The organism is Candidatus Poriferisodalis sp. (assembly GCF_965215815.1).
Taxonomy (GTDB): Bacteria; Actinomycetota; Acidimicrobiia; order Acidimicrobiales; family Poriferisodalaceae; genus Poriferisodalis.
This window is the reverse complement of sequence record NZ_CBDCEO010000012.1, coordinates 221,955-240,825: the sequence shown is the minus strand read 5'-3', so window position 1 is coordinate 240,825 and position 18,871 is coordinate 221,955. Positions and strand designations below refer to the sequence as shown.

20 protein-coding genes are annotated in these 18,871 nt (G+C 65.3%); 7 read left to right on the top strand and 13 right to left on the bottom strand.

From position 1 onward, the window contains the following. Positions 1-64 precede the first annotated feature (64 nt). From ACOOHB_RS03120 to ACOOHB_RS03105, 4 genes are read right to left on the bottom strand one after another with little or no spacing between them, the layout of a single operon-like run. Positions 65-1,900, bottom strand: a complete 1,836-nt coding sequence (locus tag ACOOHB_RS03120; RefSeq protein ID WP_420443361.1) for an ATP-binding cassette domain-containing protein — start codon at positions 1,898-1,900, stop codon at positions 65-67. Between the two features lie 50 nt (positions 1,901-1,950). Further along, positions 1,951-2,838, bottom strand: a complete 888-nt coding sequence (locus ACOOHB_RS03115; protein WP_420443360.1) for a branched-chain amino acid ABC transporter permease — start codon at positions 2,836-2,838, stop codon at positions 1,951-1,953. Continuing rightward, a complete protein-coding gene (locus ACOOHB_RS03110; RefSeq protein WP_420443359.1) occupies positions 2,835-3,596 on the bottom strand; it encodes an ABC transporter ATP-binding protein in 762 nt (253 codons plus the stop codon). Before ACOOHB_RS03110 ends, ACOOHB_RS03115 begins: the two co-directional genes overlap by 4 nt. Before the next feature lie 59 nt (positions 3,597-3,655). After that, a complete protein-coding gene (locus ACOOHB_RS03105) occupies positions 3,656-4,933 on the bottom strand; it encodes an ABC transporter substrate-binding protein (RefSeq protein WP_420443358.1) in 1,278 nt (425 codons plus the stop codon). A 90-nt stretch (positions 4,934-5,023) separates the two neighbouring features. On the opposite strand from ACOOHB_RS03105, the gene ACOOHB_RS03100 reads away from it, so the two are divergent. Further along, the gene (locus ACOOHB_RS03100) at positions 5,024-6,328 is read left to right on the top strand and encodes a glutamine synthetase (RefSeq protein ID WP_420443357.1); all 1,305 of its coding nucleotides are present in this window, start codon (positions 5,024-5,026) and stop codon (positions 6,326-6,328) included. A gap of 56 nt (positions 6,329-6,384) precedes the next feature. Here ACOOHB_RS03100 and ACOOHB_RS03095 read toward each other — a convergent pair whose 3' ends face one another. Further along, complete coding sequence (locus ACOOHB_RS03095; protein WP_420443356.1) at positions 6,385-7,722, bottom strand: glutamine synthetase family protein; 1,338 nt, start codon at positions 7,720-7,722, stop codon at positions 6,385-6,387. Between the two features lie 52 nt (positions 7,723-7,774). Between ACOOHB_RS03095 and ACOOHB_RS03090 the strand changes: the two genes are divergently transcribed. From ACOOHB_RS03090 to ACOOHB_RS03080, 3 genes are read left to right on the top strand one after another with little or no spacing between them, the layout of a single operon-like run. Next, positions 7,775-9,046 (top strand): cytochrome P450, encoded by a 1,272-nt coding sequence (locus ACOOHB_RS03090; protein WP_420443355.1) that lies wholly within the window; start codon positions 7,775-7,777, stop codon positions 9,044-9,046. A 4-nt stretch (positions 9,047-9,050) separates the two neighbouring features. After that, positions 9,051-10,343 (top strand): cytochrome P450, encoded by a 1,293-nt coding sequence (locus ACOOHB_RS03085; RefSeq protein ID WP_420443354.1) that lies wholly within the window; start codon positions 9,051-9,053, stop codon positions 10,341-10,343. Next, positions 10,340-11,038, top strand: coding sequence for a type 1 glutamine amidotransferase (locus tag ACOOHB_RS03080; RefSeq protein WP_420443353.1), 699 nt, complete (start codon positions 10,340-10,342; stop codon positions 11,036-11,038). Before ACOOHB_RS03085 ends, ACOOHB_RS03080 begins: the two co-directional genes overlap by 4 nt. A 14-nt stretch (positions 11,039-11,052) precedes the next feature. On the opposite strand, the gene ACOOHB_RS03075 is transcribed toward ACOOHB_RS03080, so the two are convergent. Next, positions 11,053-11,937: an alpha/beta hydrolase gene (locus tag ACOOHB_RS03075; RefSeq protein WP_420443352.1), complete on the bottom strand. Its 885-nt coding sequence runs from the start codon at positions 11,935-11,937 to the stop codon at positions 11,053-11,055. A gap of 110 nt (positions 11,938-12,047) precedes the next feature. On the opposite strand from ACOOHB_RS03075, the gene ACOOHB_RS03070 reads away from it, so the two are divergent. From ACOOHB_RS03070 to ACOOHB_RS03060, 3 genes are all read left to right on the top strand, one after another. After that, complete coding sequence (locus ACOOHB_RS03070) at positions 12,048-12,842, top strand: SDR family NAD(P)-dependent oxidoreductase (RefSeq protein WP_420443351.1); 795 nt, start codon at positions 12,048-12,050, stop codon at positions 12,840-12,842. A gap of 140 nt (positions 12,843-12,982) precedes the next feature. Beyond that, positions 12,983-13,798, top strand: coding sequence for a DUF433 domain-containing protein (locus ACOOHB_RS03065; protein ID WP_420443350.1), 816 nt, complete (start codon positions 12,983-12,985; stop codon positions 13,796-13,798). A 76-nt stretch (positions 13,799-13,874) separates the two neighbouring features. After that, positions 13,875-14,042: a hypothetical protein gene (locus ACOOHB_RS03060; RefSeq protein ID WP_420443349.1), complete on the top strand. Its 168-nt coding sequence runs from the start codon at positions 13,875-13,877 to the stop codon at positions 14,040-14,042. A 101-nt stretch (positions 14,043-14,143) separates the two neighbouring features. Here the strand turns inward: ACOOHB_RS03060 and ACOOHB_RS03055 are convergent, their stop codons facing one another. From ACOOHB_RS03055 to ACOOHB_RS03025, 7 genes are all read right to left on the bottom strand, one after another. Continuing rightward, the gene (locus ACOOHB_RS03055; protein WP_420443348.1) at positions 14,144-14,572 is read right to left on the bottom strand and encodes a hypothetical protein; all 429 of its coding nucleotides are present in this window, start codon (positions 14,570-14,572) and stop codon (positions 14,144-14,146) included. A 182-nt stretch (positions 14,573-14,754) separates the two neighbouring features. After that, entirely contained in the window at positions 14,755-15,213 is a 459-nt protein-coding gene (fabZ, locus tag ACOOHB_RS03050) for a 3-hydroxyacyl-ACP dehydratase FabZ (RefSeq protein ID WP_420443347.1), read from the bottom strand. An 87-nt stretch (positions 15,214-15,300) separates the two neighbouring features. Continuing rightward, positions 15,301-15,696, bottom strand: coding sequence for a c-type cytochrome (locus tag ACOOHB_RS03045; protein ID WP_420443346.1), 396 nt, complete (start codon positions 15,694-15,696; stop codon positions 15,301-15,303). Continuing rightward, positions 15,693-16,106, bottom strand: coding sequence for a hypothetical protein (locus ACOOHB_RS03040; RefSeq protein ID WP_420443345.1), 414 nt, complete (start codon positions 16,104-16,106; stop codon positions 15,693-15,695). The genes ACOOHB_RS03045 and ACOOHB_RS03040 overlap by 4 nt, the downstream gene beginning before the upstream one ends. 3 nt (positions 16,107-16,109) lie before the next feature. Further along, the gene (gene trpA / locus ACOOHB_RS03035) at positions 16,110-16,916 is read right to left on the bottom strand and encodes a tryptophan synthase subunit alpha (RefSeq protein WP_420443344.1); all 807 of its coding nucleotides are present in this window, start codon (positions 16,914-16,916) and stop codon (positions 16,110-16,112) included. Positions 16,917-16,926: 10 nt separating this feature from the next. Further along, positions 16,927-18,093 (bottom strand): tryptophan synthase subunit beta, encoded by a 1,167-nt coding sequence (gene trpB / locus ACOOHB_RS03030; protein WP_420443343.1) that lies wholly within the window; start codon positions 18,091-18,093, stop codon positions 16,927-16,929. Between the two features lie 57 nt (positions 18,094-18,150). Continuing rightward, complete coding sequence (locus tag ACOOHB_RS03025; RefSeq protein ID WP_420443342.1) at positions 18,151-18,822, bottom strand: phosphoribosylanthranilate isomerase; 672 nt, start codon at positions 18,820-18,822, stop codon at positions 18,151-18,153. Positions 18,823-18,871 lie beyond the last annotated feature (49 nt).

Here is an 18,871-nt window from a genome sequence, read left to right as displayed (position 1 = left end):
GCAGTTCAGCGGCATCCCAGCCGAATCCCAGCAGCATCCCAGCCGCTTCTGAGAGTACTCAGCCTCAGGTCTGCTCGCCGGTCTCGGAGCCGAGGTACGCGGCACGCACGGCTGGGTCGGCCTGCACCTCATCGGGGGTGCCGATGCTGATCACCTTGCCCTGATCGAGAACGTATATCCGATCGCTGATGCCGGTGATGAAGTTGAGATCGTGGTCGATCACCAAGACGCCCGCGTCGACAGCCGCAGCCATGTGGCGAATCCGTCGGATCATCTCGGTTGACTCGGCATCGCTCATGCCGCTCGTGGGCTCGTCCAACAGCAGGAACGCCGGCGCCATAGCTGCCGCGCGGGCCAATTCCAGCCGTCGAGCGCTGCCGTAGTCGAGCTCGCGGGCGCGGCGATCTCTCACCTCCCACAGGCCAGCCTCGGCGATGAGCGCGTCCACCGGCGGACCGATCCCCGGCCGGTGCCGGGCTGCTACACGACTGGCCAACTCCACGTTCTGACGCACGGTCAGCGCTCCGAAGAGCCGCAGGTTCTGGAACGTACGCAGGAGACCTGCACGAGCGATCTCATAGCTCGGCTCGGCATTCAGCTCGCGCTCGCCCACCCTGAACCAGCCTTCAGCAGGATCGACGATCCCGGTGATCACGTTGACCAGCGTCGTCTTGCCGGCCCCGTTGGGGCCGATCAATCCGACGACCTCGTCGGGCGCGACGGTGAGGCCTGCGCCATCGAGGGCTCGAAAGCCGCCGAAGTTGACCACAAGGTCGCCTACTTCGAGGGCGGCACCCTCAGGGGCCACCTTGGCGTGCAAGCCCACCGGCGCGACTTCAGCCAGCGGTTCAGGTCGTTCCTCGGGCTTACGGCGCTGCCACCGACGCCACAGCCAGGCATCCAGCTCCCAGTCCCCGAGGAGGCCGTCGGACCTGAAGATCATGAAGCCGAGCATTGCCAAGCCCAAAAAGACCGTCTGAAGGTTCTCGCGGAATATCCAATCCAACGGTCCAGTGTCGAGGTTGAGTCCGAACACCTCGAAGCCGTCTTGCCCGAGGCGTCGGGCCAGTTCGCGCCCGACCGTCATCACCGCAACGCCGACGAGCGCTCCAGTGACGCTGTTGCGGCCACCCACAATCAGCATGGTCAGCGTGAGCAGCGTGTAGCTGAAGAAGAAGTCGTCGGGAAGGATCGAGCCGTTCTCGTACACCCGCAGCGATGACCCGGCGCTCACCACCACCACCGAAATGAGCAGCGCCGCGGTCTGCTGCACGAGCGGATTCACGCCCATGGCACGTGCCGCCAAATTGTCCTCACGGGCCGCAACCGCGAGCTTGCCGCTGCGACTCTGCGCATAGAGCCGGGCAACGATCAACGCCGCCAGCAAGCAGCCATAAATCGGCAGTCTGCTGTCGAGCGCAGCCCCGACCTTGAACGTGAGACCTGCACGGTCGCCACCAGTGAGATCAGGCCAGTTGCGGGCCACCTCATGGGCGACGAACAGCAGGGCCAAGGTGATCACGGTGGCCGCGACAGCACCCGATTCCGCGCCTGAGCGTGCCAATCCGATACCCACGACGAGCGCCACCACGACTGTCACCCCGATGGCCACGGCAACGGCCAACGCCGGGTGCAGCAGGACTTCGTGCAGCCCGAACGGGGCATCGGAAATGCGCTTGAGCTTCTCTTCGGGGCTGATGGCAAGAATCGCAAACGTGTAGCCGGCGATCGCGCCGAAGCCGATGTGGCCGAACGACAGCACACCGGTGTTGCCGACGTAGATCTGGATGCCGAGCACGATGATGGCGTCGACCAGCATGACCGTCACCAGACGTTCGGCGGCTCTGCCTTGCAGGCTCTGGTAGAAGAGTCCGCCCGCCAGGAAAACGGTGAACAGCACGGAGGATCCCAGAATCGGGAAGCCGACATCGCGTCCGAGGCGAGGAAACATCAGACCCGTTCGGCTCGCGCCACGGTAATGAGGCCCTGTGGCCTGAAGATGAACAGCAGGGCGATCAGCAGGAACACCACACCTTCGGTGAGGCTGGCGACGCTGTCGGGCAAGCGTGACCGCAACAGCACTTCCGCCAAGCCCAGTGCCAAGCCGCCGATGACCGCCCCTCGGAGACTGCCGAGACCGCCGATGAGTGCCGCCAGAACGCCCTTGAGCATGGGATTGATGCCAGCGGTGGGGTTGATGCTGCCGGCCCGCATCAGCCAGAACACTCCGGCGATGCCGGCCAACAATCCTGAAAGGGCGAAAGCACCCCGGATCACCGTGTCGGAACGCACGCCCATCAGCCGGGCGGTGTCGAAGTCGGCCGCAGCGGCGCGCAGTGACAGTCCGAACATGGTTCGTTGCAGCAGCAGGGTGGTGCCGATCAGCGTCAGCATGGTCACCGCGATGACGACCGTGTCGAACACCTCGATCCGCAGCGGCCCGACCGAGTAGGTGTTCGTCACCCATGTGGGCCTCGCGAACGGCTTCACCGATGCCGACACATACAGCAAGAAGATTGCGGAAATCACGAAGTGCACGCCGAAAGAGGTGAGCAGCAGCGTGAAGTCTGAGCTTCCCCGCACCCGGGAGAAGGCAACCCGCTCGATCACCAACGAGGTCAGCACTGCGCTCACCACAATCAGCGGTGCCACCACGAACCACGGCCAGTCGCGTCCGAGGGTCCACAACGCCACGTAGCCCCCGACGGTGATGAGTTCGCCGTGGGCGAAATTCAGCAGGTGCATAACACCGAACACGACGGCCACGCCCAGAGCAAGCAGTGCGTAAATGCTGCCCCGGCCAAGGCCGTCGATGAGGTTCTGCGCCAGTTCGATCACCCCGCGCTGCCCCCATGTGACTCGCCGGCGGCCCGCAGCCCGCCCTCGGCGGGCACTTCAGGCCCGACGAACGTGTCGAACAAATCGCCCCGTTGGCTGAGCTCAGCGCCCGTGCCCGCGGCCACGACCTCGCCGCTGCGCAGCACGTATGCATGGTCAGACACAGCCAGCATTCGTGCCGCGTTCTGCTCCACTACGAGCATCGTTCGGCCTTGGTCGCGCAACGTGGCGATCAACTCGAACACCAGGTCGACTAGCGCCGGGGCGAGGCCCAGCGAGGGTTCGTCCATCATCAGCAACCGAGGAGCCGACATCAGCGCGCGCCCAATGGCCAGCTGCTGTGCCTCGCCTCCCGACAGATAACCGGCCGAGACATCCCGCTTCTCCCGAAGCACCGGAAAGCGCTCGCAAACCTCATCGAGCAGTTCTGCTCGCTTCGCCGCGGACACCGTCACCCCGCCGATCTTCAGGTTCTCCTCCACGGTGAGATCGGCGAAGATGCGACGGTGCTCAGGCACGAGCGCCACTCCCAGACGCAGCAACTTCTCAGGCGAGTGGCCAGTGATGTCGCTGCCGGAAAGAGTGACGCGGCCTTCGGCCGGAGCCATCAGCCCGGCGATGGTCGACAGCAGCGTGGTCTTGCCCGCGCCGTTGGGCCCGATGAGGCCGACGACCTCACCGGACCCGACGCTCAGGGTCGCGCCACGCAATGCGCTTATCGAGCCGTACCGAGCGGTGAGGCCTTCGACTTCCAGCATGGAGATCGCGAGTCCACCGCGTCCAGCGCTGTACCCGCTACCCCGGCGCCCAAGCGGACTCAGTCAATCGTGGCGACGAGTACGTCCTCGCCGTTCACGATGCGATTGATCGGCACTGCCTTTGGCGGAATGCCATTCGTGCCCGCATAGGTGATCTCGCCGGACAGTCCCTGGAATCCAGAGAGCTGCTTGACGGCCTCGCCGATCTCGGCGGTGTCGTCGCAGCCGCAGTCGAGCATCCCCTGGATGCCGACGAACATCGAGTCGACGTACAGCGCCATGAAGCCACGGCTCTCGAGTGCCTCGCCCTTGACGGCCTCGAACGCGGCGAGCATGGAATCGATGCGGTCGCCCGCAGTGATGCTGGTGTGCGGCGTATGGGCGATGCCCTCGTTGTTCGCCTCGACCCCGATGCCGGTGGCGTCCAAGGCGTCGGTGCCGATGTAGGTCAGGCCGTCAAGATCTTGGCCTTCGAGTTGCCCACGCAGGGCCGTTACCTGGAAGCCCAACGCGGCTGAGAAGACGACTTCGTTGTTCTGTGAGATCTGAGCGATCTCGTTCACCTGCGAGGAGAAATCGGTGTCGCCAGCCCACACGTAGGTCTGGACGCTGACCACCTCGCCGCCGCCTGCTTCGAATGCGGCGATGAACGCGTCGGGGTTGACGCCGGTGTATGGGATACCTGCGCCTTCGGTGAACACGATCGCCCTGGTGATGCCCTCGCCGAGCGCCCACTTGGCTGCAGCGCCCGCCATCTGGTGGTCGTCGAAGGTGACCAGATAGGAGTTGATCGAGGCATCGGCCAAAGTCGGCTCGGTCGATGCCGCTACGAACAGCGGAACATTGCCGCCTGTGGTCTGCAGGATCGGCAGCGCAAAGTCGGCGAAGGGCGGGCCGATGAGGAAGTGTGCGCCCCAGTCCAGCAGGTCTTCGGTAGCGAGCGCAGCGTCGGTGCCGACTTCGGCTACCCGTACTTCGACCGGCCGGCCGTTGAATCCGCCGCGGCAGTTGGCGAGATCCGCGACGTACGGCACCACCTTGGAGCCCGGGATGTCGACGAAGCCCACCACGTCGCTGAAGTCCATCGCCATGCCCACCCGGATCGGGTCACCGGACGGGGCTTCTTCGCAGTTGTCCAGATCGGCACTCAAGATGTGGTCGATATCGATGCTGGTCATCGTGACGGCGGGCGACGGTGCATCGGTGGCAGCCGGTGCTTCAGTGGCAGCCGGTGCTTCGGTGGCAGCTGGCTCGCTTGCCGTGGTGTCGTCGTCGCTGCCGCAGGCAGCTCCGAACAATGCTGTAACAGCCACCAAGGCCAGGATGCGTCGTTTCATAATGAGACCTTCCCGTGGATCGGGTCGATGCTACTCCTCCAAGCAGAACCTCTCAGGTAGGTTCTGCTGATCATTCCGGAGGAAGCACCCATGGCCAATGAACGCGTCCGGATGCTGTGGCCCGACCATCTCGGACTGGCGCGGGGCAAATACGTCCCGGCCGCACTCGCCCATGAAGGCACTGGTCACGCTGCGGCGGTGTTCAGCCTGGCCTATGACCGCTCGTTCGTGGCCGCGCCTGGATCGGGGGTGCTCGACGGCTTCCCCGACATGCACGCCACCTTCGACCCCGCTGACCTGCGACCAGGCTGGGATGACGACCGCACCCAGGTTGCCGTGTGCGACTTGTCCCAAGCGGGTGAGCCATTCCGCTACTCGGCCCGGTACGCCCTCCGCAAGGCGATCACCGACTGGGAGGCGCTGGGCTACCGCCCCATGGTCGGCATCGAGTTCGAGGCGTACGTGCTCGAACTGACTGACGAGGATGGCTGGCAGCGCTGGGACACACCGGGGTCGTATGTCTACGGCACCGGTCGTTTCGTCGATCCGGTCGGCTTGATCGACGAGATTGTCGACCTCGCAGCCGGCAGCGAGATCGTGCTCGAATCCGTGAACGCCGAGTTCGACGCTGGCCAATTCGAGCTGACGCTGCGTTACGACGACGCGCTGCACGCCGCCGACGACGCGTTCCTGTTCAAGGTGCTTGCCCGCGAGCGCGCGCTACAGCACGGCTTGCGGCTCACGTTCCTGGGCAAGCCCTACGAGCAGTTCGAGGGCAACGGTGTCCATGTCAACTTCTCGCTGGTGGACGCCAACGGGGCGAACGCGCTGGTCGATACCAGCACCGACGACGGGCTGTCCGAACTGGCGAAGTCATGCTTGGCCGGGCTGTGTGCCCACCATCAAGGGCTCACGCCGCTGTGCGCGCCGACGGTGAACGCCTACCGGCGCTTGCGGCCGTTCACGTTCAGCGGTCGGCGGGCCAATTGGGGCTACGACCACCGGGTGGTTGGCACCCGCGTGCCGCCAGAGCGAGGCGAACGCACCCGCATCGAATCCCGCCTCGCGGATGGCACCTGCAACATCCACACGGCAATTGCCGCTGTGTTGCAGGCAGCGCGCCTCGGTGTGGTCGACGGCATCGAGTGCCCCGAGCCCGAGACCAATGACGGCATGGACGCCTGGAACACTGAGGTCACGTCGGCACTGAACCTCGCGGATGCCCTGACCGATCTTCGAGCCGACACGGCCCTCACCGAGGCGGTGAGCAGTGACCTCGTGGACAACTTCTTGGCCATCAAGGAGGCCGAGTGGGAGCGCTACGTCGCAGCTGTGGGAGAGCCGTCGCAGAGCATCAGCGAGTGGGAGATAAGCGAGTACCTGCCCTTCCACTGAGCTGGCCGATACCGCCGGCCGATGCCAACGCTGCGAATTCGAGCGGACAGCGCCGGTCAGGTGAACTCGATGTAGCGCTCACGCTCCCAATCAGAGACGTCATCACCGGCGGGGTCGCAGCCAGCTTCGAGGAATTTCTCCAACTCTGCGGTGGCCATGAGCAAGAAGTTCGTCGAGAACTCCTCTCCCAGCGCGGCCGACAGCGCACTGCCCTCGTACGCAGCGATGCCGTCGGCGGCATTGGCCGGCAACGGAATGGCGTCGCCAGGGTCGTCGTACTTGTCGCCCTCGCTCTTCGGCCCGGGGTCGGCACTGCGCTCAAGCCCGTCGGCACCTGCCGCCAACAGGCCGGCGATCATCAGGTACGGATTGGCGTCGGCGCCTGGTGCCCGGTACTCGACCCGGTTCGCATTCCCCGCACCCACGGTGCACCGACACATCACCGACCGGTTGTCAAGTCCCCAGTGCACGTGGGTGGGCGCGAACGTGTAGGGGCGCACACGCTTGTAGCCGTTCGGCACGGGGCTGCCGAGCAGTGACAGCGCCAGCGCATTGTCGAGTTGGCCTCCCAGCCACTGCGCCATGGTCTTGTTCGGTGCGTCCTGCGAGGAGGCAAACACGTTCTCCCCGCCCGACGACAGGCTCGTGTGCACATGCATCCCGCTGCCCGAGGGCTCGGTCCACGGCTTGGGCATGAACGTGGCCTTCAGCCCAGTCTCTTCGGCGATCTCCTTGACGATGCTCTTGTAGAGCGCCGTGTTGTCGGCGGTGGTCATGGCATCGGCGTGGGCCACGTTGATCTCGATCTGACCCGGTCCGTACTCGGAGTTCGAAGATTCGACCGGTATCCCGGCGTCGATCATTGCGAGACGCATGGCCAGCAGCACGGTTTCGAGATCGCCCCGGTCGGTCAGCGAGGAGTACTGAATGTGACTCTGCACGTGCGACCAGTCCGCCTCGCAGAGGTAGAACTCCATCTCGGTGGCGACCACTGGGCCGTATCCGAGCGCTTCGCATCGCTCGATCTGGCGCGCCAGCACCGTGCGCGGCGCTATCGGGTGCAATTTGTGCGACGGATCGAGGCTGTCGGAGAACACCAGCGCGTAGCCGGGTCGGTGCCCGAAGAGCCTCAGCGTGCCGAGATCGGGAACCAGGTGGGTGTCGAGGAATCCCTTGGCCATGTTGATGTAGGGGCTGTCGACGAGATCGTTGTGCAGATCGAAGATGTAGATGGCATCGGCAAGATGGCAGCCGTTCTCCGCTGCGGACGCAAGGAAGTGGTCCACGGGAAAGCGCTTGCCGCGCAGGTGTCCGTAGGTGTCGACGATGGCGACCTCGACGGTATGCACGTCGGATCCGCGCAGAGTGCTCTCGATTTCGGCGAGGGTTGTCACAGGCTTGCCTCCTAGGTCCACCTAAACGTCTGCACAGACTTACCATTCGCCCATGACATCGGGGGCCGATCCGGCGACGCAGATCGACATCGTCGATGCTCGCCGGTATGCCGATGGCATCCCCTGGGATGACTTCCGCACGTTGCGCCAGCGTCCCGGGCTGCACTGGAACTCCTACGAGGATCACGGTTTCTGGGCCGTGACGCGGCACGCGGACGTGTGCGAGGTGTCCCGCCACCCCGAACGTTTCTCCTCCGCGATCGGCCATGTGAACCTGTGGGACCTCGAAGCCGACGCACTCGAGGCGCGCCGTTCGATCCTCGAACACGACCCGCCCGCGCACACTCGCCTGCGCCGGGTGGTCAGCAAGGCGTTCACACCTCGCCAGATGCGCCGCTACGAAGAACGCACACGTGCCATCGCCGATGAGCTGCTCGACACCGTGGTTCGCGAGGGCGGGGGCGACTGGGTCGACCTGGTGGCAGCGCCGCTGCCGATCAGGGTGATCATCGCCATCTTGGGAGTGCCGCCCGAAGACGCCGACTACATGGTGGAGCTGTCGAACCACCTGGTGGAAGGCACAACCGAAGCCCAGTCGCTGCCGGCCGATGCCTACGGCAACACCACCCCGCTGCGCTTGCTGCCGTTTGGCAGCCCGGCGGCGTGGGGGTTGTACGAGTACGGGGCCAAGCTGGGCAACCAGCGCCTGGACCATCCCACTGACGACCTGGTGAGCCACCTCGTGCATGCCGAGGTCGGCGGCGACCGGCTCACGGCAGCCGAGTTCCGTAACTTCTTCCAAGTGCTGGTGTTCGGCGGCAACGAGACGACACGCACGGCGATCACCCACGGGACGATCGCGTTCGCTGAGCATCCTGACCAGTGGGATCGGCTAGCGGCCGATCGCAGCCTGGTGCCCAGCGCAGTCGAGGAGGTCATTCGCTGGGCATCGCCGATCCTGCACATGCGCCGAACCGCTGCCGTCGACACCGAATTGTCGGGTACTCCTATTTCGGCCGGAGACAAGGTGGTCATGTGGTACCCGTCAGCCAACCGGGACGAGCAGGTGTTCGAGCGTCCCGACGAATTCGACATCGGCAGGGTCGACAATGCGCAGATCGCGTTCGGAGGCGGCGGGCCGCACTTCTGCTTGGGTGCCTATCTGGCGCGGATGGAGCTGACGGTGCTGCTCGAGGCCATGCTGGACCGTGGTATCCGGCCCGCCAGCGCTGCCAACTTGGAGCGAATTCCGTCGAACTTCGTTCACGGCGTCGCATCAGTTGACGTCTCAGTCGACGGTGCAACTGCCCCTGTGCGAGCCTGAGGCAATGAGCACCTGGGCCGAGCCCTACCTCGAGGACCTCGGGCCCGACGACCTCAACATCTCCGACCACGACGTCTGGACCCAGGGCGTCCCCCACGCCACCTTTCACCGCCTGCGACGCACCGAGCCCGTGGCGTGGATCGACGAGGTCGACGGTCGCGGCTACTGGGCGATCACCAAGTACGACGATGCGTTCCGCATCAGCCGGGACGTGCAGACGTTCACCTCGTCGCAGGGCATCCGGCTGGAGGACATGGCGCCGGACGAAATGGAAGCGCGCTGCACGATGATGGAGATGGATCCTCCTGAGCACACCAGGTATCGCCGCCTGGTGAGCCGGGGATTCACGCCACGAGTCGTCAATACCTACGAAGCAGCAATCCGGGCAATCGCATGCGAGGTGCTGGACCGGGCGCTGCCGAAAGGCCGCTTCGACTTCGTGACCGAAGTGGCCCAGGAGCTGCCGATGCGCATGCTCGGCCGGATGCTCGGAACCAGCGACTCCGACGGCCACCAGCTCGTCGAATGGGGCGATGCCCTGCTCGGCAACACCGACCCGGACTTCACCGACTACCCCGTCGGGCTCGTCGACACCGACGAGTTCCGCTTCATGCCCTTCCGCAGCCCCGCCACCGTTGAGATCTTCGAGTACGCGGCCGAACAGGCTGCGAAGCGTCGCGAGTGCCCGACCCCCGACGTGATCAGCCAGCTGCTGGCCCCCACCACCGACGGCACTCCGCTGACCGACCTGGAGTTCAAGAACTTCTTCACGTTGCTGATCGCGGCTGGCAACGACACGACCCGTTACACGATGACGCACGGGCTGTGGGTGCTCATGGCTCACCCCGGTGTGTTCGACACCTGGCGAGCCGCCGTGCTGGCGGGAGACGAGGCGCTCACCGCGACCGCCACTGAGGAGGTGCTGCGGGCCAGCTCGGTCACGACGCACTTCCGGCGCACCGCAACTACCGACACCGAGATTCGAGGCACCAAGGTGCGGGCGGGCGACAAGGTGGTCCTGTACTACGTCAGCGCAGACCACGACGAGGATCGTTTCGCTCACCCGTACAGGTTTGATTTGGCGCGTCAGGACAACGAGCACATGGCCTTCGGCCGGAACGGCCCTCACCTGTGCCTGGGTGCGTGGTTGGCGCGCATGGAAATCAAGGTGGTGTTCGAGGAGCTAATGCGACGGGTGGTCAGGATCGAACAAGACGGCCCGATCGAGTGGCTGCGGTCTAACTTCATTTCTGGCATCAAGCACTTGCCGGTCTCGGTCGTCGAGCGCGCCCCATGAAAGCGCTCATCGTCTCGCACGAGGCCGGCACCAAGCCCGGATTCGTCGGCGATCGACTCATCGAGCGCGGTGTGGCATGCCATTCCCACGTCATGGTGCCCGAGACATCTCTGCCCGACCGGTTCGAGCCGCCGCCCCAGAACGGCTTCGACCTGCTGGTGATCATGGGCTCGTACTGGTCGGTGTACGAGGACGCAATCAGCGCGTGGATCGGCGACGAACTCGACCTCATACGCCGCTCCCATAAGGGCGGCACGCCAGTGCTGGGTATTTGCTTCGGCGGCCAGGCACTCGCAGCAGCGCTCGGGGGCTCCGTAGAACTCTCGCCGGAGACCGAGATCGGCTGGTACGAGATCACGCCCGCTGATGGCACCGAACTGCCGATCTCAACCGGGCCATGGATGGAATGGCACCACGATCGCTTCGCGCTGCCGCCGGGCGCCGAGCTGCTGGCCAGCACCGAGGCCTGTCCACAACTGTTTCGCGTGGGCCCCAGCGTGGGCACCCAGTTCCATCCCGAGATCAGCGTGGAGCTCGCCAGCCACTGGATGCGACAGTCGAGCGACAGCTACCTGGACTCCTGCGGTGTCACCCGCGAGGGCATCCTTGCCGACGTGGCGCGCAACGAGACCGCGAATCGGCGCAATTGCTTTGACCTCGTCGACTGGTTCCTCGACGACGTCGCCTGTTCGTAGGGCTCTACGCGAACTCAGACAGCCAGACGCTCGCTGAGGTATTCGGCCACGCGCGCCACGCCGTCATCGGCCTCGGGGAACAATCCCGCCATCGAATGCCAGACGTGAATCATCTCCGGCCAGACCTCGAGCGTCACATCGACACCAGAGGTGCGGGCCTTGTGGGCAAGCCGTTCACTGTCCGACAGCAGCACCTCGTCGTCGCCGACATGAATCAATAGCGGCGGCAGGCCCGACAGGTCGCCTTCCAGCGGTGATGCCAATTGATCAGCGAGATCACCGTCAGGGCCAACGAAGACACCAGCAAGGCGCCGGATGTCGGGTCCGCTCACCATCGGGTCACGGTCGGATCGGGTGACCATGCTCTCCCCCGTGCCCGCCATGTCGACCCACGGCGAGATGGGAACAGCTGCTGCGGGCAGCGGCAGGCCCAGATCGCGCAGCTTCATGAGCGTCGACACGGTCAGCCCGCCGCCGGCGGAGTCGCCGGCGATGGCGATCCGATCGGCTGAATGGCCTTGGTCGAGCAACCAGCGATACACAGCGACGGAGTCCTCGACCGCTGCGGGGTGCGGATGCTCGGGCGCAAGGCGATAGTCGACCGAGAGCACCGGACAACCGAGGCTCAGGGCTAAGTGACCGGTCAGGTTTCGATGTGAGCCGATCGACCCGGCGACGTAACCGCCACCGTGCACGTACTGCACAATCGCGTCGGCGCTGCCACCCTCGGGCATCTGCAGCTCGCACGGGACGCCATTGGCGTCGACCATTTCGCCCGTGACCCCAGCCGGCAAGGGCCGTGCGGTGGTCTCGATGCCTTTGCGCATGGCCTCGATGTCGGCCGGCATGCGTTGGGACGCGATGATCTCGCGGATTCTCTGGAATGCTGCGCTCGCCATCGTGTCTCCCACGGTTGATTCCGGCCGCCACAACGTAGTTCTGAGACGAGGTGCCACACCGATCTAGGGTCGCGACGTCCCCAGGAGTCACGCCGAAAACGAGATCGCACATGCTGCTCGAGAACAAGATCGCCATCGTCACCGGAGCTGCTTCGGGCATCGGGGAAGCCAGCGCCCAGCGCTTCGCAGCCGAGGGTGCATCGGTCCTCGTTGTCGACATCCGGCGCGAACGCGCGGAGTCCGTCGCCGAGGCGATCCGCGAGGCCGGCGGCGAGGCGCACAGCTTCGGTGCCGACGTTTCGCTCGCCGATGCCGTCTCCGAGATGGTGCAAGCGGCCGTCGATCGATGGGGCGGGCTGGACGTGCTGTTCAACAACGCCGGCACGCTGCGCCCCGGCACCGCCGTCGAGCTCGAGCCCAAGGACTGGGACCTGGTGATGAACGTCAACGTGCGCTCGGTGTACCTCGGCGCCAAGTTCGCTGTCCCGCACATGGAGGCTGGCGGTGGCGGCTCCATCATCAACACGGCATCGGTGAGCGGGCTGCACGGTGACGGCGGTTCGGTCGTCTACGCAGCGTCGAAGGCAGCCGTCATCAATCTGACCCGGGCACTGTCGACAGACCACGGACCCGCCGGAGTGCGCGTCAACGCAATCTGCCCGGGCACTATCGAGACACCACCGGTGATGCGCATGATGAGCGATCCGGACGTCCTCGAGCGCAACATCGGGGCGCACGCGCTGCGCCGCCTCGGCCAACCATCTGAGATCGCAAGCGCGGCCGTCTGGCTGGCGAGCGATCAGTCGTCGTTCGTCAGCGGCGAGGCGATCGTGGTGGACGGCGGCTTGCGAGCACAATCCCCACTAGGACGCCTCGCCGACCCCCGCCCCGCCCACCTCCGCTGACCTAGCCCCGCGGCTGACAAGTCACAGACGCCTCCGCCTCCTGACGACACCAGCAGCAGGCCATGGGCACCTGGCATCGACGGGCGTGTGGCAGGGCACGCTTAGGCTGATGACTGGCCCAGCGCGGAGGTGAAGTGACAGTGAAGAAGCATGCTGACAGCGAAGTCGCGACTCGCGCTGCTATCGGGGCAGGCATTTACTCATTTCCCCAAGCGGCGCAGATTGTGGAGCGAGACCGAGATGTCTCGCGTGCCCAGATCCGTCGCTGGATGACTGTCGTCAGGCCACCCACGTACGACAACGACGCCACGGCGACTATCGACTTTCTCGATCTGATCGGATTGGAAATGGTGTGCCGTTTTCGCGAAGCGGCGCAGATTGTGGAGCGAGACCGAGATGTCTCGCGTGCCCAGATCCGTCGCTGGATGACTGTCGTCAGGCCACCCACGTACGACAACGACGCCACGGCGACTATCGACTTTCTCGATCTGATCGGATTGGAAATGGTGTGCCGTTTTCGCGACCGCGGCGCCTCGCTTCAGAGGGTCCGTCGAGTGCTCGACGGCATGCGCGAACGGTTTCCCGATATTCAGCACCCGCTGGCGCACGAGTCCTTCTACACCGACGGGCACAACGTCTGGATTGAGTTCCAAGGGCACGCGGAGGAGATCGTTGGGAACCGCAAGGGACAACGTGCCATCACCTCAGCCATCAAGACATTCGCCGAGGAAATCCAGTTCATCGACGGACGGCCGGCCTCATGGGATGTGGCCCAGTGGATCGAGATAAACCCCCGCATCTGCTTCGGCGCCCCGGTGGTGACGGGCACCAGAATCCCGGTCAAGTCCATCATCGCCAGCCTCGCGGAAGATCCCCCCGAGGAAGTCGCACGGGGTTTCAACCTCAGCGTGACCCGAGTGAAGGCCTGTGCGGAGTTCGCACGACAGTCTGCGTGACAAGCGACATATCGCCACGGATAGCAAACTTGATGTTGATTCAAGACAAGCTCGCCACGGGTCTGCGAGGTCAATAATGAGCTACACCGAAGCCGAAGTGTCAGCCGCCCGGGATGCGATCAACAAGTACCGCCGAGAGCTCGACGACGAGATCGCAGCAGCATTGGCGGTAGTAGGTCTCAGCGCCGAGCGGGCGCACAAGGAAGCCGAGGTACGGGGCGACATGATCCGGGTGGCTCACTAGTCAGGCGCTTCGCTGCGCCAGCTTGCGAAAGTGTCCGGACTCGGACGCAAGACTGTGACCGCCATTGTCGAAGCCGAACGCACCGGGCGCTGACTCCCGAATTAGGCGCGGCGGGCTATTGGCAACGCCGGTTGCCAGGTTCTCTCGGGCCCGATGTGGGGTCTCGCCGGCGGTCCGAACCGTTCGGTGAGCGCTTGGCTGGCTACCGGATCATTCAGCTCCAACACGCCTGACACGGCCTTCACGCTCATCGCCGTGTCGATCATGCGCTGCGCCGCCCCGCCAGTCGGTAAGTGTGAAGTCAGTACGTAGTACGGCCTCTCGTCTCCGATCGAGCGCAGCAGGAACCCCGTCAGCAATGCCTTCTTGACTGTGTCCGTGCGACGCATACCTGGCCGCTGGCCCTTGAAGGAGCCCTTGTACTCGAAGTACACGAGCTCACCGTTAGGTGCTTCGGCGACGTCATCGACCTCGCAGCCGATATCGGCGAACTTCTGCCGGCCATGCAAATCGAATCCGAGCGCGTCCAAGTAGGCCTTCGCCTGCCGCTCGAATGCAGAGCCCTGCCGGACGGAGTCAGCCTGAAAGTCGTCGCCGACTTAACGGAGCATCCCCAAAGCCTCGCGCGGCCTGCAGGAATGCGCCAATTTCACGCAGTGTTGACGTAGTGACGAGAAGGAAGACGCTGCACCGAGTGCGCCTCTGGGTCAAATCAGTTGCTGGCGTCTGCGTCGGCGAAGAGGAACATCATCGAGGCTTCGCAGACCACCTGACCGTTCACGCTCGCCGTGCCCCTTGCACGGCCGCCCCTGGTTGATAAGCGATCGATCGTGGCTTCGAGCCGCAGCGTGTCGCCCGGAATCACCTGGCGGCGGAAGCGGGCCCTGTCGATGCCACCGAACAGCGCGAGCTTGCCTTTCAAAGACGAGGCCGAGGCAGCTGCGAGACCCGCCGTCTGTGCAATGGCTTCGACCATGAGCACCCCGGGCAGGGTCGGCCTACCGGGAAAATGACCGGTGAAGAACGCCTCGTCGCCGCTGAGGTGCCAGAGCCCCACGCAACGCTCGCCGGGCTGGAGCTCGACGATCTCATCGACGAGCAGGAACGGCGCTCGGTGCGGCAGCAACTCCTCGGGACGCGGGATGTCAGGCTCGCTCACTGCATCACTCACTGGGGCGAAGCTACCGCCACCGCGCGCCGGGGAGCCGAGCGGTCCGTGAGCGCAGCCAACAAGAGCCCCCAAACGCGTACCCGCTGTTCACTGCGTGCCGAAGGTGCTCCGCTGGTAGGCCACGACGGCTGCAATCTCAGCATCGGTGAGAAGCCCGCCGAACGGCGGCATCGAGCCGCGGCCGTTCCACACCACCGACAGGTGGTCGCCAACGGAGAGCCGTTCGCTGACGCCGCCGAGCGCCGCACCCACCCCGCCACTGCCATCGCTGCCATGGCACACCGAGCAACTGTCACCGAATACCTCGTTCCCGAGCGCCACATCTGCGTTGGCGAACGCCAGCTCCAGCCGCTCCAAATCGGCGTCGGTCGCATCGCCTCCACCACAGCTCGCGAGCCCGATCGCGAGCGCTAGCGCGAGCGCTGGCACCCGCCACTTGCGGCGCTTCACTTCACCACGATTAGGCGTGAATGGCTTGTTCATCGGGTCACCCGTGGCGTGCCGACACCGGTGTAGCGGCTCGGTGGCTCATTCCATCGGCGGGACATCCAGTCGGCATCCCGGTAGTGGGCGTGGAAGTGGTCCGGTATCTGGCGCATCACCTGGTCCACGATTCCGCTGTTGGATCCGAAACGTTGCTCGCCTGCGTCTGTCAAGCGGGCCAGCATCGCTTCCAACTCCGGAGCGGGCGGATCGGTTCCGTGCCGCTTCCAGACCACCATCGGTGTTGCGCACACCTCGCAGTCAGCCACCCAGCAGAACTCATCCTCGAAGTACCAGTGCGTGAAGCGTGCCGCCTCGCACAGTTCGCAGTCGGGATCGAGCTCGGGCGGATCCGACGGAGCGTCACCTGAAGGTGCCGGTTCAGCAGCGTTCGGTTCGGCCGGAGTCACCACTCAGCCGCGATCGAGCGCCGTCCGGTAGGAGGCCACGAGCTCGCCCACCGCCTCAGGGCCGTCCGACATCAGGGTTCGGACGACTGCGGAGCCGATGATGACACCGTCGGACACCTCGCAGGCTTCGACGGCTTGAGACGGCGAACCGATGCCGACGCCGGTGAGCACGGGCCGATCGGTCACTGCCCGGCAACGAGCCGCAATCTCGATGGCCGTGCGGGCAAGTGCCGCCCGCTCTCCGGTCACGCCGAGTAGGCCGACTGCATAGACGAAGCCTCGGGACGCTCCGCACAGTTTCGCAAGCCGGTGCTCAGGCGTGGTAGGCGCTGCCAGCAGGATCGCCTCGATGCCTGACTCGGCGGCAGCGTCGAGCCACGACCCGGCCTCGACGTACGGCAGGTCGGGCAGGATCGCCCCCGAAACGCCGGCCTCGACGAGCGCTGCGGCGAAGCGCTCGTGGCCTTGGTGGTGGCAGATGTTGTAGTAGGTCATCGCCGCGTGAGGCACGCCGGTGTCGAGCTCCCGCGCTTGCGCCAGCACTGATGCTGGTGTTGCACCCTCATCCAGTGCAGCCGTGGAGGCCTGCTGGATGACCGGTCCGTCGATCACCGGGTCCGAGAAGGGAATACCGATCTCGATGGCATCGGCCCCAGCGGCCGCGGCTGCCTCGACCGCGCGCTGCCAGCCTGGATATCCGCCGGTCACATACGGGATGAGCAGCTTGGCGCCACTGTCACGCCGAGCCCGAAGATGCGTTTCCAGCGTGCCGAAAGCGCTCGGCTCTGAATTGCCGGGCTGGTCGCTCACTGACGTGCACTCATTGTTCTGGCCCTTCCATCCCGAGCACGTCCATCATCTGGTCAACGTCCTTGTCGCCCCGGCCTGAGAGGTTCATGAGCACGGTCTGGCCTTGGATTCTTGGCGCCTCGCGCACGATCCACGCAAGCGCGTGTGCGCACTCCAGCGCCGGGATGATGCCTTCGGACCGGCTCATCAGCGTGAACGCCTCGACCACTTCGTCGTCGGTCACACTCGGGTATTCCGCTCGGCCGATCGCCGCCAGGTAGGCGTGCTCAGGCCCGACGCCGGGATAGTCCAGCCCGGCCGAGATCGACTCGGCTTCGAGCACCTGGCCCACTTCGTCCTGCATCAGATAGCTCGTCATGCCATGCACCACGCCCGGCACGCCCCGCCCGACGGCTGCTCCTCCGGCAGGCTCGACGCCCACGAGGCGGGCATCACCGTCAGCGAAGCCGGAGAAGATGCCAGCGGCGTTGCTGCCGCCGCCCACGCATGCCACCACGACGTCGGGACTGCCGCCCATCAGGTCCTTGCACTGGGCTGCAGCCTCGTCGCCGATCACATGGTGGAAGGTGCGCACCATCCACGGGTATGGATGCGGGCCCATCACCGAACCGAGGCAGTAGTGCGTGTTCTCCACCGTGGCCACCCAGTCCCGCAGCGCCTCATTGACGGCGTCCTTGAGCGTGCGGCTGCCTGACTGCACAGCCTCCACTTCGGATCCCAGCAACTGCATGCGGAACACGTTCAGGGCCTGACGGGCGACGTCCACGGCACCCATGTAGACCTTGCACTCCATCCCCAGCAGTGCGGCCGCAGTGGCGGCAGCAACGCCATGCTGGCCGGCCCCCGTCTCGGCGACGAGCCGGGTCTTGCCCATGCGCTGGGCCAGCAGTGCCTGACCGATCACGTTGTTGATCTTGTGGGAACCGGTGTGGTTGAGGTCTTCCCGCTTGGCCAGCAGGCGAATGCCGAGCCGGCGGGACAGATTGCGGCACTCGGTGAGCGGTGAGGGGCGCCCGCCAAAGTCACGCAGCGTGGTCTCGAACTCGGAAATGAACGCAGGGTCCACCCAGGCCTCGCGAAACGCTGCTTCGAGCTCCTCGCACGCCGCGACCAGCGTCTCGGGAACGAATCGGCCGCCGAAGTCACCGAAGCGGCCATCGGGTGTGGGCTCGCCCATGACGGACCTTGTGCCTGGTGTTGGCTCGCCCATTACTGCTGCCATGTGATCCCTCGCTCAGTCATCACGCCAGTCGTACGGCGCCGAACCCGGCATCTGCACGTCGTCAGTGTCCTCGTACAACTCCCCTGCGTCATTGGCCCTCGCAATGAACTCGCGCATCTTGAGCACGTCCTTATGGCCCGGCTCCGACTCGACACCCGAGGCCACATCGACTCCCCATGGACGAACGATCTCGATGGCTTGGGCCACGTTGGAGGGGCTCAGCCCGCCAGCCAGCAGCAGCCTGATGCCGCGGTCGCGGCCCTCCAGCTGGCGCCAATCGAAGACGCGCCCGCTGCCAGGCTCAGAGCCGTCCAGCATGAGCACCGAAGCGCCGTAATCGCGCACTCGCTCCACGTTGGGATCGCCTGCCACGAACGCCTTGATGAGTCCCGGCACGCGCTCGGCAATCCAGCGGCTGTCGGCGGCAGTTTCGTTGCCGTGCAACTGCGCCAAACGCAGGCCGGCGCCGTCCATCACCTGCACAACGCGCTCAGGCAGCTCATTGCGGAAGACGCCGACCGTGATGATCCCGCCGGGCAACCGACGCACGATGTCACGCGCGAGTCGCGGAGAGATCTGGCGCGGCGAGCCCGGCACGAAGTTGAAGCCGACCGCGTCCGCGCCCATGCCCACGGCTACCAGCGCGTCCTCCTCGTTGGTGACGCCGCAGATCTTTACGAACACGTCAGGTGACCTCTCGCCGCGTGCGGGCCTTGGGTCATCGGGCGCTGGG